The organism is Aeromicrobium sp. (assembly GCF_049587115.1).
Taxonomy (GTDB): domain Bacteria; phylum Actinomycetota; class Actinomycetes; order Propionibacteriales; family Nocardioidaceae; genus Aeromicrobium.
The window spans coordinates 1-19,668 of record NZ_JBAVDI010000126.1 but is presented as its reverse complement, the minus strand read 5'-3'; the positions used below and the strand labels follow the sequence as shown (position 1 = coordinate 19,668).

20 protein-coding genes, 1 tRNA gene and 1 pseudogene are annotated in these 19,668 nt (G+C 65.3%); 13 read left to right on the top strand and 9 right to left on the bottom strand.

All coding sequences use genetic code 11. From position 1 onward, the window contains the following. The 5 genes and pseudogenes from WB461_RS11525 to WB461_RS11505 all read left to right on the top strand — a co-directional run. Positions 1-336 (top strand): annotated as a pseudogene (locus tag WB461_RS11525) (hypothetical protein); the annotation flags it as partial. Between the two features lie 268 nt (positions 337-604). Continuing rightward, positions 605-991 carry a YchJ family protein gene (locus WB461_RS11520; protein ID WP_423852875.1) on the top strand — a complete coding sequence of 129 codons (387 nt, stop codon included), beginning with the start codon at positions 605-607 and terminating at the stop codon, positions 989-991. Positions 992-1,179: 188 nt separating this feature from the next. Continuing rightward, positions 1,180-2,991: a CocE/NonD family hydrolase gene (locus WB461_RS11515; RefSeq protein ID WP_423852874.1), complete on the top strand. Its 1,812-nt coding sequence runs from the start codon at positions 1,180-1,182 to the stop codon at positions 2,989-2,991. An 80-nt stretch (positions 2,992-3,071) separates the two neighbouring features. Next, positions 3,072-4,283, top strand: a complete 1,212-nt coding sequence (locus WB461_RS11510; RefSeq protein WP_423852873.1) for an AGE family epimerase/isomerase — start codon at positions 3,072-3,074, stop codon at positions 4,281-4,283. Further along, positions 4,280-5,170 (top strand): carbohydrate kinase family protein, encoded by an 891-nt coding sequence (locus WB461_RS11505; protein WP_423852872.1) that lies wholly within the window; start codon positions 4,280-4,282, stop codon positions 5,168-5,170. The genes WB461_RS11510 and WB461_RS11505 overlap by 4 nt, the downstream gene beginning before the upstream one ends. A gap of 4 nt (positions 5,171-5,174) precedes the next feature. Here the strand turns inward: WB461_RS11505 and WB461_RS11500 are convergent, their stop codons facing one another. From WB461_RS11500 to dcd, 3 genes are all read right to left on the bottom strand, one after another. Continuing rightward, complete coding sequence (locus WB461_RS11500) at positions 5,175-5,996, bottom strand: carbohydrate kinase family protein (protein ID WP_423852871.1); 822 nt, start codon at positions 5,994-5,996, stop codon at positions 5,175-5,177. Further along, the gene (locus tag WB461_RS11495; RefSeq protein WP_423852870.1) at positions 5,993-6,901 is read right to left on the bottom strand and encodes a pseudouridine-5'-phosphate glycosidase; all 909 of its coding nucleotides are present in this window, start codon (positions 6,899-6,901) and stop codon (positions 5,993-5,995) included. The genes WB461_RS11500 and WB461_RS11495 overlap by 4 nt, the downstream gene beginning before the upstream one ends. Before the next feature lie 66 nt (positions 6,902-6,967). Next, on the bottom strand, positions 6,968-7,543 hold the full coding sequence (gene dcd / locus WB461_RS11490; RefSeq protein WP_423852869.1) for a dCTP deaminase: 576 nt from the start codon (positions 7,541-7,543) through the stop codon (positions 6,968-6,970). A gap of 58 nt (positions 7,544-7,601) precedes the next feature. Between dcd and WB461_RS11485 the strand changes: the two genes are divergently transcribed. Next, positions 7,602-7,672 (top strand) — tRNA-Gly (locus WB461_RS11485). A gap of 251 nt (positions 7,673-7,923) precedes the next feature. Here the strand turns inward: WB461_RS11485 and WB461_RS11480 are convergent. From WB461_RS11480 to WB461_RS11470, 3 genes are all read right to left on the bottom strand, one after another. Then, entirely contained in the window at positions 7,924-8,457 is a 534-nt protein-coding gene (locus tag WB461_RS11480) for an SRPBCC family protein (protein ID WP_423852868.1), read from the bottom strand. A gap of 13 nt (positions 8,458-8,470) precedes the next feature. Next, positions 8,471-9,058: a TetR/AcrR family transcriptional regulator gene (locus tag WB461_RS11475; protein WP_423852867.1), complete on the bottom strand. Its 588-nt coding sequence runs from the start codon at positions 9,056-9,058 to the stop codon at positions 8,471-8,473. 388 nt (positions 9,059-9,446) lie between these two features. After that, a complete protein-coding gene (locus WB461_RS11470) occupies positions 9,447-10,412 on the bottom strand; it encodes a DUF389 domain-containing protein (RefSeq protein WP_423852866.1) in 966 nt (321 codons plus the stop codon). A 349-nt stretch (positions 10,413-10,761) separates the two neighbouring features. Here WB461_RS11470 and WB461_RS11465 point away from each other — a divergent pair, with 349 nt between their 5' ends. After that, entirely contained in the window at positions 10,762-11,679 is a 918-nt protein-coding gene (locus WB461_RS11465; protein ID WP_423852865.1) for a homocysteine S-methyltransferase family protein, read from the top strand. Positions 11,680-11,811: 132 nt separating this feature from the next. On the opposite strand, the gene WB461_RS11460 is transcribed toward WB461_RS11465, so the two are convergent. Both WB461_RS11460 and WB461_RS11455 read right to left on the bottom strand, forming a co-directional pair. Continuing rightward, entirely contained in the window at positions 11,812-12,252 is a 441-nt protein-coding gene (locus WB461_RS11460) for a YybH family protein (RefSeq protein ID WP_423852864.1), read from the bottom strand. 255 nt (positions 12,253-12,507) lie between these two features. Then, complete coding sequence (locus WB461_RS11455; RefSeq protein ID WP_423852863.1) at positions 12,508-12,852, bottom strand: Rieske (2Fe-2S) protein; 345 nt, start codon at positions 12,850-12,852, stop codon at positions 12,508-12,510. Between the two features lie 129 nt (positions 12,853-12,981). On the opposite strand from WB461_RS11455, the gene WB461_RS11450 reads away from it, so the two are divergent. From WB461_RS11450 to WB461_RS11435, 4 genes are all read left to right on the top strand, one after another. Further along, positions 12,982-13,422 carry a hypothetical protein gene (locus WB461_RS11450; RefSeq protein ID WP_423852862.1) on the top strand — a complete coding sequence of 147 codons (441 nt, stop codon included), beginning with the start codon at positions 12,982-12,984 and terminating at the stop codon, positions 13,420-13,422. A 44-nt stretch (positions 13,423-13,466) separates the two neighbouring features. Next, entirely contained in the window at positions 13,467-13,973 is a 507-nt protein-coding gene (locus tag WB461_RS11445) for a TetR/AcrR family transcriptional regulator (RefSeq protein WP_423852861.1), read from the top strand. 550 nt (positions 13,974-14,523) lie between these two features. Further along, positions 14,524-15,225, top strand: a complete 702-nt coding sequence (locus WB461_RS11440; protein WP_423852860.1) for a DUF2182 domain-containing protein — start codon at positions 14,524-14,526, stop codon at positions 15,223-15,225. 17 nt (positions 15,226-15,242) lie between these two features. Next, positions 15,243-15,872 (top strand): DUF1326 domain-containing protein, encoded by a 630-nt coding sequence (locus tag WB461_RS11435; RefSeq protein ID WP_423852859.1) that lies wholly within the window; start codon positions 15,243-15,245, stop codon positions 15,870-15,872. Between the two features lie 54 nt (positions 15,873-15,926). Here the strand turns inward: WB461_RS11435 and WB461_RS11430 are convergent, their stop codons facing one another. Continuing rightward, entirely contained in the window at positions 15,927-16,865 is a 939-nt protein-coding gene (locus tag WB461_RS11430) for an alpha/beta hydrolase (protein ID WP_423852858.1), read from the bottom strand. Between the two features lie 81 nt (positions 16,866-16,946). On the opposite strand from WB461_RS11430, the gene WB461_RS11425 reads away from it, so the two are divergent. Together WB461_RS11425 and WB461_RS11420 are read left to right on the top strand one after the other, a co-directional pair. After that, on the top strand, positions 16,947-17,477 hold the full coding sequence (locus WB461_RS11425) for a TetR/AcrR family transcriptional regulator (protein WP_423852857.1): 531 nt from the start codon (positions 16,947-16,949) through the stop codon (positions 17,475-17,477). 603 nt (positions 17,478-18,080) lie between these two features. Beyond that, positions 18,081-19,457, top strand: coding sequence for an NAD(P)-binding protein (locus WB461_RS11420; protein ID WP_423852856.1), 1,377 nt, complete (start codon positions 18,081-18,083; stop codon positions 19,455-19,457). Positions 19,458-19,668: the final 211 nt, after the last annotated feature.

Sequence of the window (19,668 nt, the reverse complement as noted above, 5' to 3'; positions counted from 1 at the left end):
GACGCGGCCGCCGAGCCAGACACGACCCCAGCGGAGCCCGAGGCCGAGCCCGCGCCCGAACCCGAGGCCGAGCCAGCCCCGGCCGAAAAGATCACCGACGTACCCGACGAGACCGAACCGGTCGAGGCAGAGGCCCGCGAAGAGGAAGCCGAAGCCGCCGAGCCGACACCGAAGGTGGAGGCTCCCGACGGCATCGTGGCGGTCGAGGACGCCGAATCGACCGCCGATCCTGTTTCCGAGGACACCGCCCCGTTGAGCGACGCCAACCCGAGTGGCGCCGACTTGAGCAGGGCAGCGACTGGCGACGATGACACGGACGACCAGAAGCCGTCCTAACCGCTGAGCGCGGACGACCGGGGTGGGCCTGCGGGCCCACCCCGTTCTGCGTGCGGCGCAGGTCAGGGCTGCAGAAATGCGAAAAGTCCGACCGGGAGGGAGCCACGGATCGGACTTCGTCCTGCTTCGGAAAGCAGGGTCGCAGAACGGCGGGAGGGAGTGTGCCTGTTCCACCCAGTACAACGCGCGACAGCGCCCGGAGATATGCCCTGTCCGCAACTATTTTTCTGAGACCCGAAATTGGCCGGGATTACGGGACACTTCTCGCATGGCTGATCCGATCACTCGTTGCCCGTGTCTGAGCGGGGTGCCGTACGAGTCCTGCTGCGGCCGCCTGCTCGCTGGGACAGCAACGGCGCAGACCGCCGAGCAGCTCATGCGCTCGCGCTACAGCGCCTTTGCGGTCGGCGACACGAACTATCTGTTGGCCACCTGGCACCCCACCACCCGCCCGGACGAGCTTGAGCTCGACAAGGAGCGCCATTGGTACCGGCTCGACGTCCTGCGCGCCGAGCTCGGCGGGCCGTTCGACACCACCGGCATCGTGGAATTCCAGGCGTATCACCGCTCGGCCGGCGAGCAGGGCAGCCAGCACGAGGTCAGCCGGTTTCTCCGCGAGGGCGGTCGCTGGTTGTACGTCGATGGAGTCGCCTGATCCTCCGCTGGTCGCGGCGACCCGCGGAACGCCGAGTCTGGTCGGCGACCTGGTGGACGCCGTGCGAGGCACCTCGGCCGAGATCACTCGGCACCTGCGGCACTGAAATTCCGCGTGACCCCGGCCCCACCCACGTCGTTGTTACTACCAAGTAGGACAGATGTCCCACTTGTCAGCCGAGGAGAACCATGCGCAGGACTCGCCCCACGATCGCCCTCGCCGCCACAGCGGCCCTCGCCGCAGGAACCCTCGCGGCCATGACGCAGACTGCCCAGGCAGATCCGGCGTACACCGTCACCCCGCTGCACTTCGCCGTCAATACCGGCCCCACCGGCACGGAGCCCTGCGACATCGTCGGCGACCTCTACCTCCCGTCCAACGCCAGCAGCACCCAGCGCGTACCGGCGATCCTGACCACGAACGGCTTCGGCGGTTCCAAGAACGACCAGGCCGGAATCGGCAGGACCTTCGCGAGCCGCGGATACGCCGTGCTGTCCTACTCCGGCCTCGGCTTCGGCGGCTCGGACTGCAAGATCACGCTCGACGACCCCGACTGGGACGGCAAGGCGGCCAGCCAGCTCGTCAGCTACCTCGGCGGCGACGCCGGAATCGCTTTCACCGATGCCAATCACACCGACGCAGCACCGGCGCTCGACGTCGTCCAGCTGGACAAGAAGGACCACGCAGGTCGCAAGTTGGCCAACGACCCCCGCGTCGGCATGGTCGGTGGATCGTACGGCGGTCAGGTGCAGTTCGCAGCGGCCGCGGTCGACAAGCGCATCGACACCATCGTGCCGCTCATCACGTGGAGCGACCTGTCCTACTCGCTCTCGCCGAACAACACCTCGCAGACCTCAGGTGTCAGCACCTCGACACCCGGAGCGGCCAAGCTCGTCTGGACCCTTGGATTCAGTGCACTCGGTGTGGCCGGCGGCGTCCAGAACGCCCCCGGGGATCCGAACCGGCTGATCGGCTGCCCCAACTTCGCGACGTTCGTCTGCCCGGCCCTCGTCACCGCCGGGGCCACCGGCACCGTGGATCCCGCCACCACAGCGGCCCTGCGGCATGCCTCGGTCGGTAGCTACGTCGACCAGATCCAGGTGCCGACTCTGATCATCCAGGGCGAGAACGACACACTGTTCAACCTCAATGAAGGTGTCGCCAACTACCGGGCCCTCAAGAAGCAGGGCACCCCCACCAAGATGATCTGGTTCAGCGGCGGACATTCGGGAGCGAACGCACCGGGCGAGATGAGCTACGGTTCCCCGGACGTCGCGACGCAGCACCTGACCAAGCGCATCGACGCCTGGTTCTCGCGTTACCTCAAGGACGCGAACGTCGACACGGGTGCCGACTTCTCGTACTTCCGCGACTGGGTCTCGTACGACGGCATCTCGACGCCGGCCTACGCCGACTCCGCGTCCTACCCCGTCGGGACCTCAGCGCAGTACTACCTGTCCGGCTCGACCCTGACGCCGTCACTGACAGGCCTGGCCGTCGGCGCCCAGAACTTCGTGACACCCGTCGCCGGCCCGCCGACGTCGACCGACACGCTCGACGTGGTTGGCAACTCGCTCCCGCTTCCCGAGACTGACCTCCCGGGAACATCCGCGACGTGGACCACCGCTCCGTTGGACAGCAACCTGGACGTCGTGGGCTCCCCGAGCCTGAAGATCCAGGTCGACTCGCCGTCCGCCGCGCTGACTCAGGGCACGGGCCCCACCGGGCAGCTCGTCCTCTTCGCCAAGGTTCTGGACGTTGACTCGGCTGGCAACGCCACCGTGGTCAACAACCTGGTCGCCCCGGTTCGGGTGCCGGACGTGACCAAGCCGTTCACCGTGACGCTGCCGGGGATCGCCCACCGCTTTGCGCCGGGGCACAGCCTGCGCCTGGTCATTGCGGGGGGCTCGACCAACTATCGAGGCGGTCTGACGGCCAATCCGGTGACCATCACGACAGGCAGCCCGAGCCAGGCGCTGACCCTGCCGGTCGTCCGCTAGTCCCGTACGCGCAGCGGGCCTGTCGAGAGCATGCTCTCGGCAGGCCCGTCGTGCGTTCTGAACGTCGGTAGATTGGGCTCATGAGCCCGAACGAACCCGGAAGTGCCGCCTGGCGGGAAGCCGCCCGCACGGCGCTCCTGACCTTCGCACGCAGGTCGCGGCGCGATGCCGGCGGGTTCGTCTGGCTCGATGACGCCGGTGAGCCAGACCCGGACAAGGCGCTCGAGCTGTGGATCAACGCCCGGATGACATATGTGTTCTCACTGGCGCACCTCGCCGGCGAGCCCGCCGCGCTGCCCTACGCGACCCACGGTGTTCTCGCGTTGTCGACGCTCTTCCACGATGACGTCAACCGCGGGTGGTTCGACGCGGTCGACTTCAGTGGAACACCTGGCGACACCACGAAGGGCTGCTACGGGCATGCGTTTGTGCTGCTGGCTGCCGCCACTTCAGCTGCTGCCGGAGTGGAGGGGGCAGGCGCCCTGCTCACCGAGGCGACCCTGGTGCACGGCCAGCGCTTCTGGGACAGCTCGTCCGGGCGGTGCTTCGAGGAGATCAGCGCCGATTGGTCCCGCGTCGACGGTTACCGCGGGGCGAACAGCAACATGCACACCGTCGAGGCGTACCTCGTCGCGGCCGACGTCACCGGCAACGACCTGTGGCGGGACCGTGCGCTGTCGATCTGCGAGCGCATCATCGGCATCCACGCACGGGGGCACGGCTGGCGGATTCCCGAGCACTACGACCACGACTGGACCCCGATCCCGACCTACAACCGGGAGCAGCCCGCCGATCCGTTCAGGCCGTACGGGGCCACCCCCGGCCATGCCTTCGAGTGGTCCCGGCTGCTGATCCAACTGGCCGCCTCCCTGGAGTCACCACCGGCCTGGCTCGCCGATGCGGCCGAGGCCCTGTTCGCGCAGGCCGTCGCCGACACGGTCAGTGACGACACCCCCGGCCTGTCGTACACCACGGACTGGCACGGGGAGACGGTCGTGGGCGAGCTCTTCCACTGGGTCATGGCTGAGGCAGTGCTCGCCGCCACGGCGCTGCACGCGTGGAGCGGGAAGGACTCCTACTCCACGCTGGCGGCACGCTGGTGGTCCGAGATCGACGAGTTCTTCATCGACCACCGCACCGGCGCCTGGCACCACGAGCTCTCGCCCAGCATGAGCCCGTCGAGCCGCACCTGGCGCGGCAAGCCGGATGCGTACCACGCGTTCAACGCCCTGACCTTCCCCGATCTGCCGCTGACTCCGTCGGTCGCCCTCACGCTGGGCGCCGGACCGTGACCGCCCTGATCGTTGGCGAGGCCCTGGTCGACGTCATCCACCGGCCGGGATCGGAACCAACCCCGCAGGCCGGCGGGTCGCCCTTCAACGTCGCGGTAGGCCTGTCCCGCCTCGACGTCCCCACACTGCTGGCGACCCAGCTCGCCTCCGACTCCTTCGGCGACCTGCTTCGGGATCGGCTGGATGAGTCCGGGGTCGCGCTGCTGGCCCTCGATCCGACACCGGGCCGCACGTCCAGTGCGCTCGCCACGCTCACCGGGGACGGCGGAGCCTCGTACGCGTTCGACCTGACCTGGGACCCCACGACCCTTCCAGACCCTGCCGAGTTCGAGGTCCTGCACGTCGGATCGCTCGGCACGGCCCTGCGGCCGGGAGCGGATCTCGTGTCCGACCTGGTGGTGATGGCCGACGTGCTTGGCGTACCGGTGTCATTCGATCCCAACGTGCGCCTGGCGGTGGAGCCTGACCCTGAGCAGTGGCGCCACGTGTTCGCCGCGATCGCTCCGTACGCCCAGATCATCAAGATGAGCGACGAGGACGCCGCAGCGCTGTTCCCCGGAGAGGATCCGATCGACCTGGTCCGGCGACTGTCGACCGATCGCGGACTGGTCGCGATCACGTGCGGGGGCGACGGCGCTCACCTTGCGGCCCGCGGCGTCTCGGTCTGGGTCCCACCGGCAGACGTGCGGATCGTTGACACGATCGGAGCCGGGGACTCGTTCATGTCCGCGATGCTGGCGTGGTGCGCCACGTACGACTGGCCGGGGGCCGCCGAGCTCGATGCGATGGAGCTCACCGATCTGGCGATGTTCGCTTCGAGCGCCGCAGCCATCACCTGTTCGCGGCCCGGTTCGGATCCACCGCGCGCGGCCGATCTCACCCCGTGAGGGACTAGGCCGGTCGGGCGCCTCGCGTCGCCACGCACCGTGCCGCCGCTTCGACACCCGCACGCAGGGCGGCGTCGCTGTCCGGCGTGGTGGTCCACGCGCTCAGGAAACCTGCGCAGAATGCATCTCCCGCACCGGTCGTGTCGACGACGTCCGTCTCGATGGCGGCAGCGGTGAGACCTCGGAACGTCGCGCCGTCGGCTCCTCGGGTCAGCACCAGCGCATCGCCCTCCAGACGCAGGAACGCCTGCTCGTCGGCATTGGGAAACACCAGATCAGCACCGGTCAGCCAAGCCAGCGCGTCGTCGCGACCCGCCGCTTCGAGGAAGCCGAGAGAGCTGGGGTCGATGCTGACGCCTGCATCTCTCCGCGCGGCTTCGGCGACCAGTCCCATCACCACCGGGCGCACGCCAGCGTCGAAGAACGAGTACCCCGTCAGGTGCAGCCAGGTCACGCCCTCCCACGCGTCGGCCGGGACGTCGGCGGCCGTCAAGGTCGTGTTGGCCGCTCGGTCGACGTACATCGTCCGGTCCGCTGCCGCATCGAGGGTCAGCACGATCGTCGCGGTCGGCAGGTCGGGGTCACCGACGATTCGGGCGTCGACGCGATGCGCCGCGAGAGCCGCCGTGTGGCGGTCGACAGCGTCGGCGCCGCAGCGCCCCACGAATCGAACGTCCGCGCCGAGGCTGCCGAGCCACGCGGCGACGTTGGCCGCCGAACCACCGGCCGACATCCGGATCTCCGAGACGGTGTCGCTGGCGGGGTTGACCGGGCCGAGGGGTCGTACACCGATGTCATCGACCACGTCGCCGACGACGAGGATCATCGGGCGGCCCACGACAGCGCGATCTGCCCCGCTACGCGGATGTTGTTCTCGGCGATCTTGAGGTTGACCGCGAGACTCTTCCCACCGGTCAGCCCGACGATGGTGAGCAGCAGGAACGGCGTCACCTCCTTGCCCGACAGGCCCTGCTCGTCGGCCATCCGCAACGCGTCGGCAAGCGCACGATCGTGCACGGCGGGGTCGAGCTGCTCCGCGACCGGCAGCGGGTTGGCGACGAGGATCGCCGCGGGCTGACCAAGCTGATCGCGGGATGCCATGACGTCTGCGACCGCTGCCGCGTCGGGGACCGACCAGTCGAGCTGGAAGCCCGAGTCGGTCAGCCAGAAGCTGGGGAACATGTCGGTGCCGAAACCGAGCACGATGACACCGAGTGACTCCAGCCGTTCCAGGGTCGCCGAGATGTCCAGGATCGACTTGACCCCAGCCGAGACGACGGTGACCGGCACCTCAGAGAGCACCTTGAGGTCGGCAGACTCATCGAACGTGGTCGCTGCGCCTCGATGCACGCCACCAAGTCCACCGGTCGCGAAGACCCGGATGCCGGCGAGGTTCGCGATGTAGGACGTCGCGGCAACCGTCGTGGCGCCGCTGCCGCCCCTGGCCAAAGCAACGGGAAGGTCGCGGACACTCAGCTTGGGGATGTCCTCGCTCGCGATCCGTATCAGCTCGTCGTCGGTCAGCCCCGCCTTGAGCTCGCCGTCGAGCACGGCGATCGTGGCGGGAACAACACCCATATCGGTGAGGATCTGCTCGAAGCCACGAGCCGCCTCAAGGTTGTCTGGGCGGGGCAGGCCGTGCGAGATGATCGTCGACTCGAGCGCAACGACGGGCTGACCTGCCGCGAGCGCGGCGGTCACGGCGGGCGAGATGCTCAGCGGAAGCGACACCGCGCCAGCCTAGTCAGCCGGGCGGCGCACTGTGGTGGGTTCGACGTCGCCGCGCAGCAAGCGCACTCAGATCTCGGTGCGATGGAAGTTGGCGTGCGAGCGCGAGGCCGTTGGACCTCGCTGGCCCTGATAGCGCGACCCGGACTTCGCCGAGCCGTAAGGGTTCTCCGCCGGCGAGGTCAGGCGGAAGTAGCAGACCTGACCGATCTTCATGCCGGGGTAGAGCTTGATCGGCAACGTCGCAACGTTCGCGAGCTCCAGCGTCACGTGACCCGTGAAGCCGGGGTCGATGAATCCGGCTGTGGAGTGCGTCATGAGACCGAGGCGCCCGAGCGACGACTTGCCCTCCAGCCGCGCGGCGATGTCATCAGGCAGCGTCACCAGCTCGTAGGTCGAGCCCAGGACGAACTCGCCGGGGTGCAGGATGAATGGCTCGCCGTTGTCGACCTGGATCTCGCGGGTCAGGTCGGACTGGTCGGCGGCTGGGTCGATGTGCGGGTATTTGTGGTTGTCGAAGACCCGGAAGTACTTGTCCAGCCGGACATCGATGCTGGAGGGCTGGATCATCTCGCGGTCGAACGGATCGAGCGCGACCCGTCCGGCATCGATCTCGGCGAGGATGTCACGGTCGGAGAGAAGCACGAGACGAAACTAACGCATCATCGTTCGCTAGGCTGTGTCCGGTCACGCGAGTGGCCGCGCCGATGTAGCTCAGTGGTAGAGCGCTTGCTTCCCAAGCAAGATATGCGGGTTCGATTCCCGTCATCGGCTCGCAGTAACATTGCAGGTCAGGTCGGGTTTGGTACCCCGATTGAACGGAACCCCTTGCGGTGCGGTCTGGCATTCGTGCCGGAACGTGCCGGAACACCCGGGAGAACCGTCATGAGTGCCACCTTCACCGCCTCACCGCGCACCACCAGCACCCGCCGCCCCAAGGCCCGCCGGGCCTCGGGACCCATGAATGTCAGCAACGGCAGCCATGGTTCCCCAAGGAAGGGCTGTGTTGCCCTAGACCGATCTGGTCACCGGTCGTTACCCGGGCCTCCGGGGTGAGCCTCAATGTGTGTCTGGGGATTCGTCGCTGTTTCCGAGAGTGACGCAAGCCGCTCCAGAGTTACAGACATCCCTCGGCGCAGATCTTTTCGCCGGTCCGTGTTGCGGTACACGACGCTGATGATGAACCACCCGAGGGTGCTCACTGGTCGCGTGACTTCGTAGGACTCGAGGACGCGCGTGCCGTTGCCCTCCGGGGCGAACTGGTATCTCCAAATGATCGTGCCAGCCCCTTTCTCAGTTCGAGTGAACTCGAATCGTCGGCCGCGCTCCGCCGCGGTGACGACGGGCGTATTCTTCCAGTCCGGACCCCGTCCCGAACGGTTCGTTGCGCGGAAGCGGGCACCCACTGCTGGGCCGGTCGCTCCGTCGATCCATTCGCACGCGACGATCTCGGGGGACAGTTCGGGTGTGCGAGTCACATCAGCAACGATGTCGTACAAAACTTCCGGTGGGGCGCCGATATGGCGGTCAACCCGGTCGTGGGTCAGTTCTTGTTTCATGATTGCGCTCCTTTCATGAGGGCGATGGCGCATACCGTTGGACGAACATGTCAAGGGCTTCATCGGTCAGAGACGTGAACAGGCCAGTTTCGTACGTAGCCTGCGGTTCGTTTGCGAGTTGTTGCGAGCAAAGTCCGGCGCTGATCGCGGTAAAAAGACGAAACACTTCATCGCTGTCGGCATTCGGCGCCAGGCTGCCTTTCTGGGCAGCTACGGACAGGTCAGCACGGGATCGCTGCACCATGGTCTCGGCGATGGCGTGCGTCTCTGCTCTGGGCTGAAATCCCGGAATGGGTCGCCAGAACAACAACGAGGCGAGACCGGGATTGAGTATGGACCAGCGCATGATTGCTCTGGTGGATTCGAGTAGCCGATCGAGACCCGGCTGGTAGCTCTGTGTGGCGTCGTCGACGTGCGACACCAGTCGCTTGTTGCCGCGAGCGAAGAGCTCATCGTACACGCCGTGAAGCGACGAAAAATACTTGTACAACGAGGGCGGGCGCATGCCCATGGCTCGAGCGATTTCGGCGACGGTGAGGGCACCTACACCCCGCTCCGTGATTATTCGTTCAGCGTGATCCAAAGCTTCGTTTACGGTCACCCGGCGCCGCGCAACTGCGCGAGAAGCACCTTGGCTAATAGGCGTAGTCATTTGCTACATACATTAGCCTTCGCCGCACAGGTGTCAAGGGTTCCCAAAGAGAGGAGCAGGGAGCCGGAGTAGACCGAGCCTCGCGCACCTTGGGGCCGTGGCGGTTTTCAGTAACCTGAGCTCCTGCGAGCCCGGCCATGTACGCGGCGCGTAGGTGACGGGGATCGTGAACTGGGCCACTGGCCGGGAAGGCGGCCTATAGAGCTCTGAGTCGAACAGTGCATTCGTTGCGAGGTGTTGGATCAAACCTCGCCCGGCGATAATCTTCTGCTCGAGTGTTTGAGATGGCCAGGCATTCCGCTAGAAACGAACGCAGCTGAGCCCCCTACCGAGCTGGCTATTCAGGGGCTGAATTTAGGTCAGATGGAACGCGCAGGCGGCGTGTCGCACGACGGTCCCAGACCAGTTGCTGCAGCGCCAGCGTCAAGCAACCGGCGACGACCATTCCGCTTATATTGAGCAGGAGTTGTAGGGCGCTGCCCCGAACCTCCGACATGGCGCCGAAGGCGGCCCCCAACGCAACGTTTCCGGCAGCGGGGACGGTGGTCACGGAGATGAACGCCCCGGACAAGCCCCCCAACTTGGCCGAGGTAAGCGAGAGGACGCCGGCTGCAGCAGCAATGAGGGCAACGATGAACGACCACTTGTCGGGTGAGTAGATGAATTCGGTTCCGGGCCGATCGCCGGTCACGTCCTCGATCGCGATCCATCCCAGTGCCCTGCCGGCCAGGGCGGCGAGCGTCACCACGGTGATCGCGATGATGAAACCCACAGACAGCGTCAAAGCCGCGCGTTGGAACAGGTAACGCCGCCGTCGGACGAGCGCCAAGCCGACGGCGGCGATAGTGATGAACTCAGGCCCAAGAACCATCGCCCCGATTACTAAAATCTGGGAGTCAAGCACGATCGCTATGCCAGCCAACAGAGTCGCCATCGTCATGAAGGCGAGGTAAGTCCAGTTCAACTCTGACTCGTCGTAGGTGCGTTGGGTCACGTCGGCCCACACCACGGCGTCGGCGCTGTTCCCTGGGGTTCGCCGCTCCGCTTCGAGACCGGCTCTGGAGACCCAGCTCTCGACTGCGTCCACATGGATCGTTCCAACATCAGGCACACCCAGGCGCTCAAGTCGTTCGACGATCTCGTTCGCCGCTTCGCGGGCTACGTCCGCCAGAACGATATCGCCCACCGGCTGCAGTGAGACGCCGCGCATAACGGCAATCTGACTGACGGCTTCATCGCGCGAAAAAGCTTCAAGCACGGACTCGGTCAGGTCACTCGGAACAATGACCCGGATATGCAGCATCCCTAGAGTCTGCCGCACGATCTGTCTTTGCCGAGCACGGCCCGTGGGAAGTCAATTGTCCACGCTTGCGACCTAATCTCCAGCGAGAGTCACATCATCTAGCGGCGTAGGTGCCGACGCTTGCAAAGAATTCAGCTTTGCGCATTTGTCTCATTCGCCTGCTGAGTTGCGCGATTGCGTGCCCAAGTCTTGTCGACTCCTTCACCGCCTCACCACCCGCCGCCCGCCGTGCACCTTCACGCAGGGCTGACGGAGGGAGTCGTCGCTTGACGTTCTCCTCTCCCTGTACCACGCTTTGCTGCAGCCCGGGTTGTCCCCGGCCGCCTTGGTGAGAGCTAGGAGCGTTGTGATGTCGGTGTCTATCCCGTCTGCGGGCGGTCCGCCGTTCGTCGCCGACGGAGGTCTGGAGACGGACCTCATCTACAACCGGGGCTTCGACCTTGAAGATTTCGCCGCGTTTCCGCTCCTGGATAATCGGCAGGGTCGAGCGGCTTTGGTGGAGTACTACACCGAGTATGCCGACATCGCTCGCGAGGCCGGCGCTGGCTTGATCCTGGCCACGCCGACGTGGCGAGCCAACCCGTCGTGGGCGCAGCGGATCGGCTACGACGCCAAGGCCATTGACCGCGTGAACCGCGAAGCAGTCGCGCTGATGCACAGTCTGCGCGAAGGTTGGGCTGACCTGGCCAACGTCGTGATCTCGGGAGTGATCGGTCCGCGCGGGGACGGGTACGTCGCTGGTGAGCGTCCGCAGATCGGCGAGGCCACCGACTACCACCGCGCCCAGATCGAGTCGTTCGCCGGGGCACAGGCGGACATCGTCGAGGCGGTGACGATGACCACCGCGCAGGAGGCGGCCGGAATTGTCCGGGCCGCAAACGCCGCCGGCGTCCCCGTCGGGATCATGTTCACAGTAGAGGTGGATGGCACCCTCCCGGACGGGCGCACTCTGGGTGAAGCGATCACGCTGGTGGACGGCGTCGGCGACGTAGCGTATTTCGGTGTCAATTGTGCGCACCCGGTTCACCTCGCCCGCGGCCTGACCGACGACGCCTGGGCAGAGAGGGTCGTGGAGTTTCGTCCCAACGCCTCGATGATGACCCATGAAGAGCTCGATGCGATGACCGAGCTTGACGCCGGCGATATCAACCTCCTGGTGTCGACGCTGGACAACGTGCGCGCGCAGCTGCCCGGGCTGTCGGTGGTGGGAGGCTGCTGCGGCACGGACGCCCGGCATGTCGCAGGGCTCTGGGGCCTGAGCCGCTAGCAGCCAAGCAACGGGACGCGCACCAGCGATTGACCGGACAAGCTCCGACAGTAACCCGCTACACCCGACACTTTGACCGGCGAACGGACGCGGGCGCGGGACCACCGGGCTAAAACAGCTATGGCGTCGCGCTCACAACACAACGACCACACTGGTTCGATTTTCGACGTCGCCGAGCTCTGGTTTCGCAATCAACGACGTGCCGGACAGGCCTTCACCACGGTCACTGGACTCCGCTCCGTAATTCCCGTCACAAGACCAAGCGGTACGGCTCTCCGGTGGCGCGCTGCCGTGCCGGTGAGCCACCTTCCAAGAGCCGTCCTGACGCCTGTAGACCTGCGTGGCACGCAGGGTGTACGTCCCTGGCTTCCCATTGAGTCCCACGATGTAGGCGGTATCTCCACGGACCTCGGCCTCGTAAAGCTCACATGCGTAGGACGTGCAGTCCGAGAATCTCGCCGCGAGTTCAGCGAAGAGGGCATCCAATTCATCTTGCCCGTGAGCATTCTTGGACGCGCCCAACACGGTCACCGGGTCGTTGCGTGACCAGATGGCTCGGCGTGGCCACTGCACGTGGCAATCTCGGCGTCTTTGGGCTCCGACTTCACCCACGCCATGAACTCCTCGCTCTGGTCCATGACTTCATCATCCTCCCGATCAGACGCTCAACCATCATCTTGGATGTCAGAGCCGACGACTTCAACGCCGTGGCGGTGACCAGCCAGGAGGCTTATCGCCGAAAGCATGCGCGGGCATCGCGACAGATTCGCTCGCGCCCCGGCACCCGGGGCTACAGAGTCCTCGCCCGACCACCGGTCGCGATTAGGACTACTCGACGACGTAGGCGTCACCATCGCGAACTTCAACGGGTGCGCGGCCGAGCGGGACGACTCTCGTCAGGGTTTTGAAAAGGGTCCCGAGGCCAGGGATCTTGGCAAAAATTCCTTGCGGTCCACGGACCATCCGGCCGGTCTTCACGTCGTACTTTGCCGCGTGCCATGGGCAGACGAGGCATCCGTCGGCGGCGATGCTTCCTTCGTCGAGGTTCCCTCCCAGATGCCTGCACTTGCGCGTCACGGCGAAGTAGTCTCCGTTGTTGCCTACGGCATACTTCCCGGCACGTTCGACGGTTCCCGGGCTCAACTCATCTGCGGGTCCAATTTTATTCTCCATGACGTGATGCTACTGCCATGCACGGTAGATAGACGCCGAGTTCTGTTGACTTCGCGTGGCCACTGGCCCAGTGTTATAAGCATGCGTATAACACTGGTACGGCCAACTGGACCGGCGACCGCGTCACGTGTGGCAAAGCCCCCGTCGACCGTGGCTGAGTTCTCGGCGGACTACTGGGACGCTTTCCGGATCTCAAGAGTCGCCGGGGCACGTCCGAGCGGGTGGGCGATGTCGGCGCTCAGCGGAGCGGACGCGGCGAACCGGGCGTTTGGTGGACTGGTCTGGCACACGTTGATGGGTTTCGAGCTGGCGCCGCGAGGTGCGTCCGGCGCACTCGTCGGGTGGCACATTGCGACTGACACTTCAGACAAGCTCGTGCTCGATGTCGACGGAACCCGAACAGTCGGCCGAATGACCTTCGAGCACGTCGGCAGCGACCTGCTCTGGACGACGATGCTGCGCCACCACGGTCGTACCGGGGAGAGAATGTGGACAGTGCTCGGAAAGGCTCACCGCGTTCTTGCACCCCGATGCCTGGAGCATGCCCGGCGCTCCCTCACCGACGCCTGATGCCCCAACAGCGGACGACTCGCGAAGAGTGGATCGCCGAAGGCATGCGCTCGCTGGCCAGCGGCGGCGTCGATGCGGTCCGGGTTGAAGGGATCGCCCGCACGCTCGGTGTGACGAAGGGTGGGTTTTACGGATACTTCACCGATCGCCAAGCCCTGCTGGACGAGATACTCGACGCCTGGGAGCGGATCCTGTTGTTCGAGCCGATGACGAAGATCGACGCAGAGCCCGGCGACGGCCGCGCACGCCTTGGGCGACTTTTCGACCTGGCTGCCGGGTCCAGCCGCGACATGCTGGCCGTCGAATTGGCTGTTCGGGTCTGGGCACGTCAGGACCGCGCAGTTGCTGCGCGCGTCTCCGCCATCGATGATCGTCGCACGGCCTACATGCGGGCCCTGTTCGCCGAGTTCTGTGACGACAAAGACGACATCGAAGGCCGTTGCCTACTCGCCTCGACCTTGTTCATCGGCAACCACTTCGTCGCGACCAACCACCCCAACCGCGCCCGGGTTAACGTCGTCCAGTCAGCGCTTGCCCACCTATTGCAGTAGCCCACTTGGCCCGGACCGAGCAGGGGTCATTGACCGCCTGGGGCCAGCCCGGGCAGCTCAGCGACCGCGGAACGAAGAGTGAGACCCGCCGATACGGTGTTGACCCGGAGATCGGGGAACGCCGGAGCGCGATCGGGGGACGGGAAATAGGCGGACGGGAAATAGGCGGACCAGAAAATCCGCAGCGACTCCACTGCTTCTGCTGGGGTAGCGACGCCGTCCATCATTCGCTGGTCCAGCACGGCAGCACGTTCTACCTTTTCTCGGGGCGTGGGGCTCAGTGGTCGGTCAGCGCGACCTACCCGTGCTGCGTTGCACCCGCCTTCAGGGCCCGTGGCAGCCTCACTCTCTGAGATGAGTAGGCGGAGAATCCTGGGGAATGACGCAGGACTGCCTATGGTTTCCGGCGACAAGTCGGCGTAGGTTGCGAAGTAGTACTGAGCCTGACACAAACACGTGATGACGCGCCCTCTCGGGGAGCCCTCGACGAGGGAGTTAACCAGAGATGAGCCAACTGAAGTCTCGCGCCAGTGGCATCAGCGGTGAGTTTTTGACGCTGACCTTGGTTGCGCTCGCCGCAGTCACTTGGTGGCTGACCTCGGCGATGTCTACCGACATGAATGCGGCCCACATGATGACGCCCATGTCCTTGGGCCCGTTCCTCGTCGCGTGGTCATTGATGATGGCGGCGATGATGCTGCCTGCCGTCACCCCTGTGGTTCGGCTGTACCAGCGTGCGGCCGCCGCCGGAAATGTGGCCGCCACTGGGTACTTCGTCCTTGCCTACCTAACGGTATGGGTGCTCACTGGGCTGCCGGCGTATCTGCTGTGGCGGATGCTGGCGATGCCGCTGCAAGACGGCGAACGGTGGGCGCTGCGGGTGGCCGGTGCCAGCTTGCTGCTCGCTGGTGCCTATCAGCTCACGTCACTCAAACGGGCCTGCCTGCGGCACTGCCGCTCTCCGATGTCGTATTTCATGCGGCTACGGGGGTCACTGGCGCGGCCCAGTGGAGCGTTCCACGCGGGGCTGCTGCACGCCGCATACTGCTGCGGCTGCTGCGCCGCTCTGATGCTGGTGCTTGTCGCAGCGGCAGCGATGAATCTCTGGTGGGCCGTTCTGATCGCTGTCGGCGTCTTTGTTGAACGCAACCTCCGATGGGGCGCTGAGTTCTCCACCGCGCTCGGGGTCGTGCTGCTGGGACTCGGAACGACCTTCGTTTTGAGTCCAACCTTGCTGTCCAATTTCATCTGAACCTAAGGAGTCAAACCATGACCACCACCGAAGCAGAACCCACGACCCGCTGGTCTTTGTCGGGTGTCGGATACGAGTATTGCAACTGCAGTCCTGGCTGCACCTGCAATTTCAGTGGCTTCCCATCGTCATCCGATGGGAGCTGTAAAGCTCTCGTGGCCAACGTGATCCGCGAAGGCAGTTGTGGAGATGTCGACCTCGCCGGTGTGACTGCTGTCGCCATCATCGACTGGCCGCACGCCATCCACGACGGCAATGGACGAGCGGTTTTCGTGGTTGCGCCTGAGACCACCGACGAGCAGATCGGAGCCCTGAGCCAGATCTACACTGGGGCGCTCGGCGGGATGCCCTGGGAGATCCTCGGAACGACATACGAGGTGGCTGGGCTGGTCAAGGCCGCCATCCAGGTCACTGACGCCGGCATCGATTCTTCGGTGGAGATCGATGGCGTGGGCAGCGCTCAGGGACGCTCAATGCGGAACCCCGTGACCGACGAGCCACACGAAGCCCACATCACCCTGCCCGACGGCTTCATCTGGACCGACGGCAATTGCGGGGTCGGTACATTCAACGCCTCGGCCGAGGGCGTCGCCTTGGACTTCACTGACACCAACTGGATTCACTACAATTTCGATTGGACCAACTGAAAGCGCTGTCGTACGGAAACTGTGCCAAACGCTGTGGTATGACGCAGGTTTTGATCAGGTCGCAGGCGAGAGTGGGACATGCACCTTCAAGAATGCGAGCTGGTCGGCGACGACTTGGGTGAAGTTCGGTTCGACATAGGGATCGAAGTGCCCACAGTCGTACACGCGCACGGTCGACTGTGGGATCTGGGCGGCGGCTTTCTCGGCGACGGTGCGCGGGGTGATGGAGTCGTGCTGGGCGATTTGGACGAGAGCAGGGCAGGTGATGCGGGAGGCGCGGCGCCCGGGTGAATAGAGACCGATCTTCAGTGCGATCCGTGCAGCGACGTCCTCGCGGTAGACACCACGTTCGATCCCGGAGTCCTCGGTGAGTCTCTGGAGTGCAGCAGCAGCATCTGGCGACGTCATGATGGCTGTCCCGCCAGGTTGGCCCACGAGGTCGACGTACACGGGTCCGCGGCGACGGACCGCTCTGATCTGGTCGCGCACGGCCGCCGGCAGCAGCCTCGCTGAAGCCTTGAGTCCGGTGGCGCGTACGGCGGCCAACCCACTGACGTGAGGTACCTGCGCGATGACCGCCGCGAGTGGCTCGCCTTGGCCGGCGAGGGTGAGCACGTGCCCTCCGGCGAAGGACGTGCCCCATGCCACGACCTGGTTGGCATCCACGTCGTCGAGTGTCCGGGCGAAGGTCAATGCGGAGCGCCAGTCCTGGTGCTGCATCGAGATGTCCAGCAGCTGTCGGGGCTCGCCATCGCTGTCACCGAAGCCCCGGTAGTCGAACACGACGACGGTATATCCAGCTGCCGCGAAGCGCTCGGCGTATGCGTACAGGCGCAATGCACGAACCGAGCCGAAGCCGTGCGCCATCACGACGACCGGCACCGCTCCTGCAGGCCGGGGTTCCGCACGATAGACGGTCGCCGCACAGGAGACCCCGTGCGAGTCGAACGAGGTCTCGGTGCGCGAGAAGCTGCGCGGCTCGGCGGGATTCATGGTGCCTCCAGAGGAGTCTCTTGATCGGTGTACAAGAACTTTAGAAGGTTCTTGATCGACAGTCAAGATAGACTCGGATTCATGCCTCGCAATCGCCGCCCTCAAGACGCAGGTGCCAAACGCGAAGAGATCCTCGACGCGGCTACAGACCTGTTCACCCGGCACGGATACGAGGGAACGTCTCTCAAGGCAATTGCCAGCTCAGCCGGGGTCACCGCCAACACGATCTACTGGTACTTCCCAGACAAAGACACGCTTCTGGTCGGCGTCGTGGATCGACTGGTGTTGGGGGCATTGACTGAACTTTCCGCCCTGGAGGACGAGCCGCTGCCCACACAGCTGCTCTGGGTGGTCCAGCGACTACGTGACTATCACCAGCTGGTCACCGCGGTTCACGCTCGCGCCGAGACCTCGCCGGCCATCGACACCTGGCACCGGCGATTCCACGATCTCGCTGACGCCATCCTGACGGAGGGATTCAAGCAAGCAGGCACGTCGGAATCAGATCTCGATGCCAAGGCGCAGATGGCCGTACTCGTGGTTGAGGGCCTAATCACGCACGTCCATGGCGACGAGCACACGCGAGCGATCCTCGGGCTCCTCACTTCCTGACCCCGAGCTGCATAGTGGTGTGATCGGCTCGTGACGAAATGGTGCACTGCCAAGTCGCGCACGAGCGGTGAGCCCGCGCTGCCGATGAGCATGCCCGCTCCCAGAACGGTCGCCGTGATGCGGTACCACGCCGGAAGCCGTCCTGCGGAGGATGCAGCGACGGACAGAGCGAGCGTCCCGAAGAACACGAGGGCGTAGAACAAAGCCGCCTCGGCGGTGGAGTGCGCGAAAGCTGCTGAACGTCCGTCAACGGTTGCGCTCTCGGCCAGGAACGAGGTGCCTCCCAGCAGAGCTGCTCCAACCAGGATGAGGGCTGCGGCGGCTGCGACCGAGGGGAGGACCAACGCCGAGACTCCTCGATCCGACGCCGTACTCGTCGTGTCTCGCAACGCGGTGGCGAAGACCAGGAGCAGCGGGGTGCTGAGTGAAAGTCGCGCGGAGGCGATGTCGATAGTGTCGGCTTGTTCGGCGAAGACTCGCTGTACCTTTTCCAGGCTGTCGGTCTGACCCGATCGAGTTGCTCGGATTCGCGGGGCTGACCGGCGGAATGCACAGCAAATGCGAGCCATCGACGTAGATCGGGAGAAGTGCCACCATTGGGCTGTGGCACGAACCCTCGATGCTGACTACCTCGTCGTGGGCGCCGGCGCGATGGGCATGGCCTTTACCGACGCCTTGGTCGACCACGCCGACGTTCGCGTCGCGCTGGTCGATCGTCGCCACGGCGTCAGCGGGCACTGGCTCGAGGCGTACCCGTTCGTCCGACTGCACCAGGCGTCCGCCTTCTACGGTGTCCCATCGACATTGATGGGCGGCGGCCAGCTGCAGCATCGTGGGCCGGAGGAGGGCCTGCAGGAGCGAGCCACCCAGTCGGAGATCTGCGCCTACTACGCGCGCATGCTCGATCGAATGGTCGAGTCGGGCAAGGTCGAGTTCTTGCCCAACAGTGAGTACGTCGGAGACCGCACCGTCGTCTCCCATGTCTCGGGTGAGCGCTTCGAGGTGCGCGAGCGTTGCCGCATCGTCAACGCGCATTACCTGGCACCGAGCATACCGGCGGAGAAGCCACCTCCATTCGATGTAGTCGGTGGCGCCCGCGTCGTCCCTGTCAACAGCCTCGCCCGGCTCGACGTTGCTCCGAGTCAGTACGTCGTCGTCGGATCTGGCAAGACTGCGACCGATGCCTGCATCTGGCTGCTCGATCGTGGGGTCGACCCCGACGCGATCTGCTGGGTGCGGCCGAGGGACCCGTGGATGATGAACCGGGCTGTCGTCCAACCGGACCCGGCGGTGTTCACGGGCATGGCCGCCGACACGATGGAAGCAGCCTCGGCGTCCAGGTCTCTGGAAGAACTTTTCCTGCGTCTCGAGGAGGCCGGGATCATGTTGCGCATCGACAGGGCGGTCATGCCGACCATGGCAAAGGCGCCGACGCTGGCCGTCTGGGAGCTCGAAAAGCTGCGCACCCTCGAAAATGTCGTACGCCGCGGTCACCTGACCAGCGTCGATCGGGGCAAGCTGAACTTCGCCGACGAATCGGTCAATGTCGCAAACGACGCCGTGGTCGTGCATTGCGCGGCGGACGGCCTGAAGTACCCCGAGCTCGTCCCGGTCTGGCGACCTCAGGACATCACGCTGCAGGCGATCCGGGCCGGGTTCCCATGCTTCGGCGCGGCGGTTGTGGGGTACGTCGAGGCGACACGACAGGACGACCACGACAAGAACCGGCTCTGCCCCCCGACGGGCTTCCCGAACTCAAAGGCGGATTGGGCCCGGATGAACCTGCGCGGCACCCAGGCGGTCATGTCCTTCATGAGTGAGCCCGACATCAAGGACTGGTCCAGCCGAGTGGCGATCAACCCTGCCCGGATACCGCCCGGGCACCCCGGCTCCCCGGCGTTGGACGACGCCCGCGAGCGCCTGGCAGCGAATGTCGGGCCGGCACTCGCCAAGCTCGCCGAGCTGGCTGGCGCACCTTAGGTCGGCAACGCTGCCCGCGCCCAGGTCTCGTCGGGCACCGTCTGGATCGCGATGAGCGACTTCATCTCGTATGCCGTCATGGAAGAATTCGGCCTGAACGAAACCCGTGCCAGTCAGTTGGATCAACTGAATTCACTGCAGGCGGATGAAGCCACCGGGGGGCCGCAGGCAGCACCGCACGCCTCGGGGCTCGCGCACGCTTCAGCGGGTG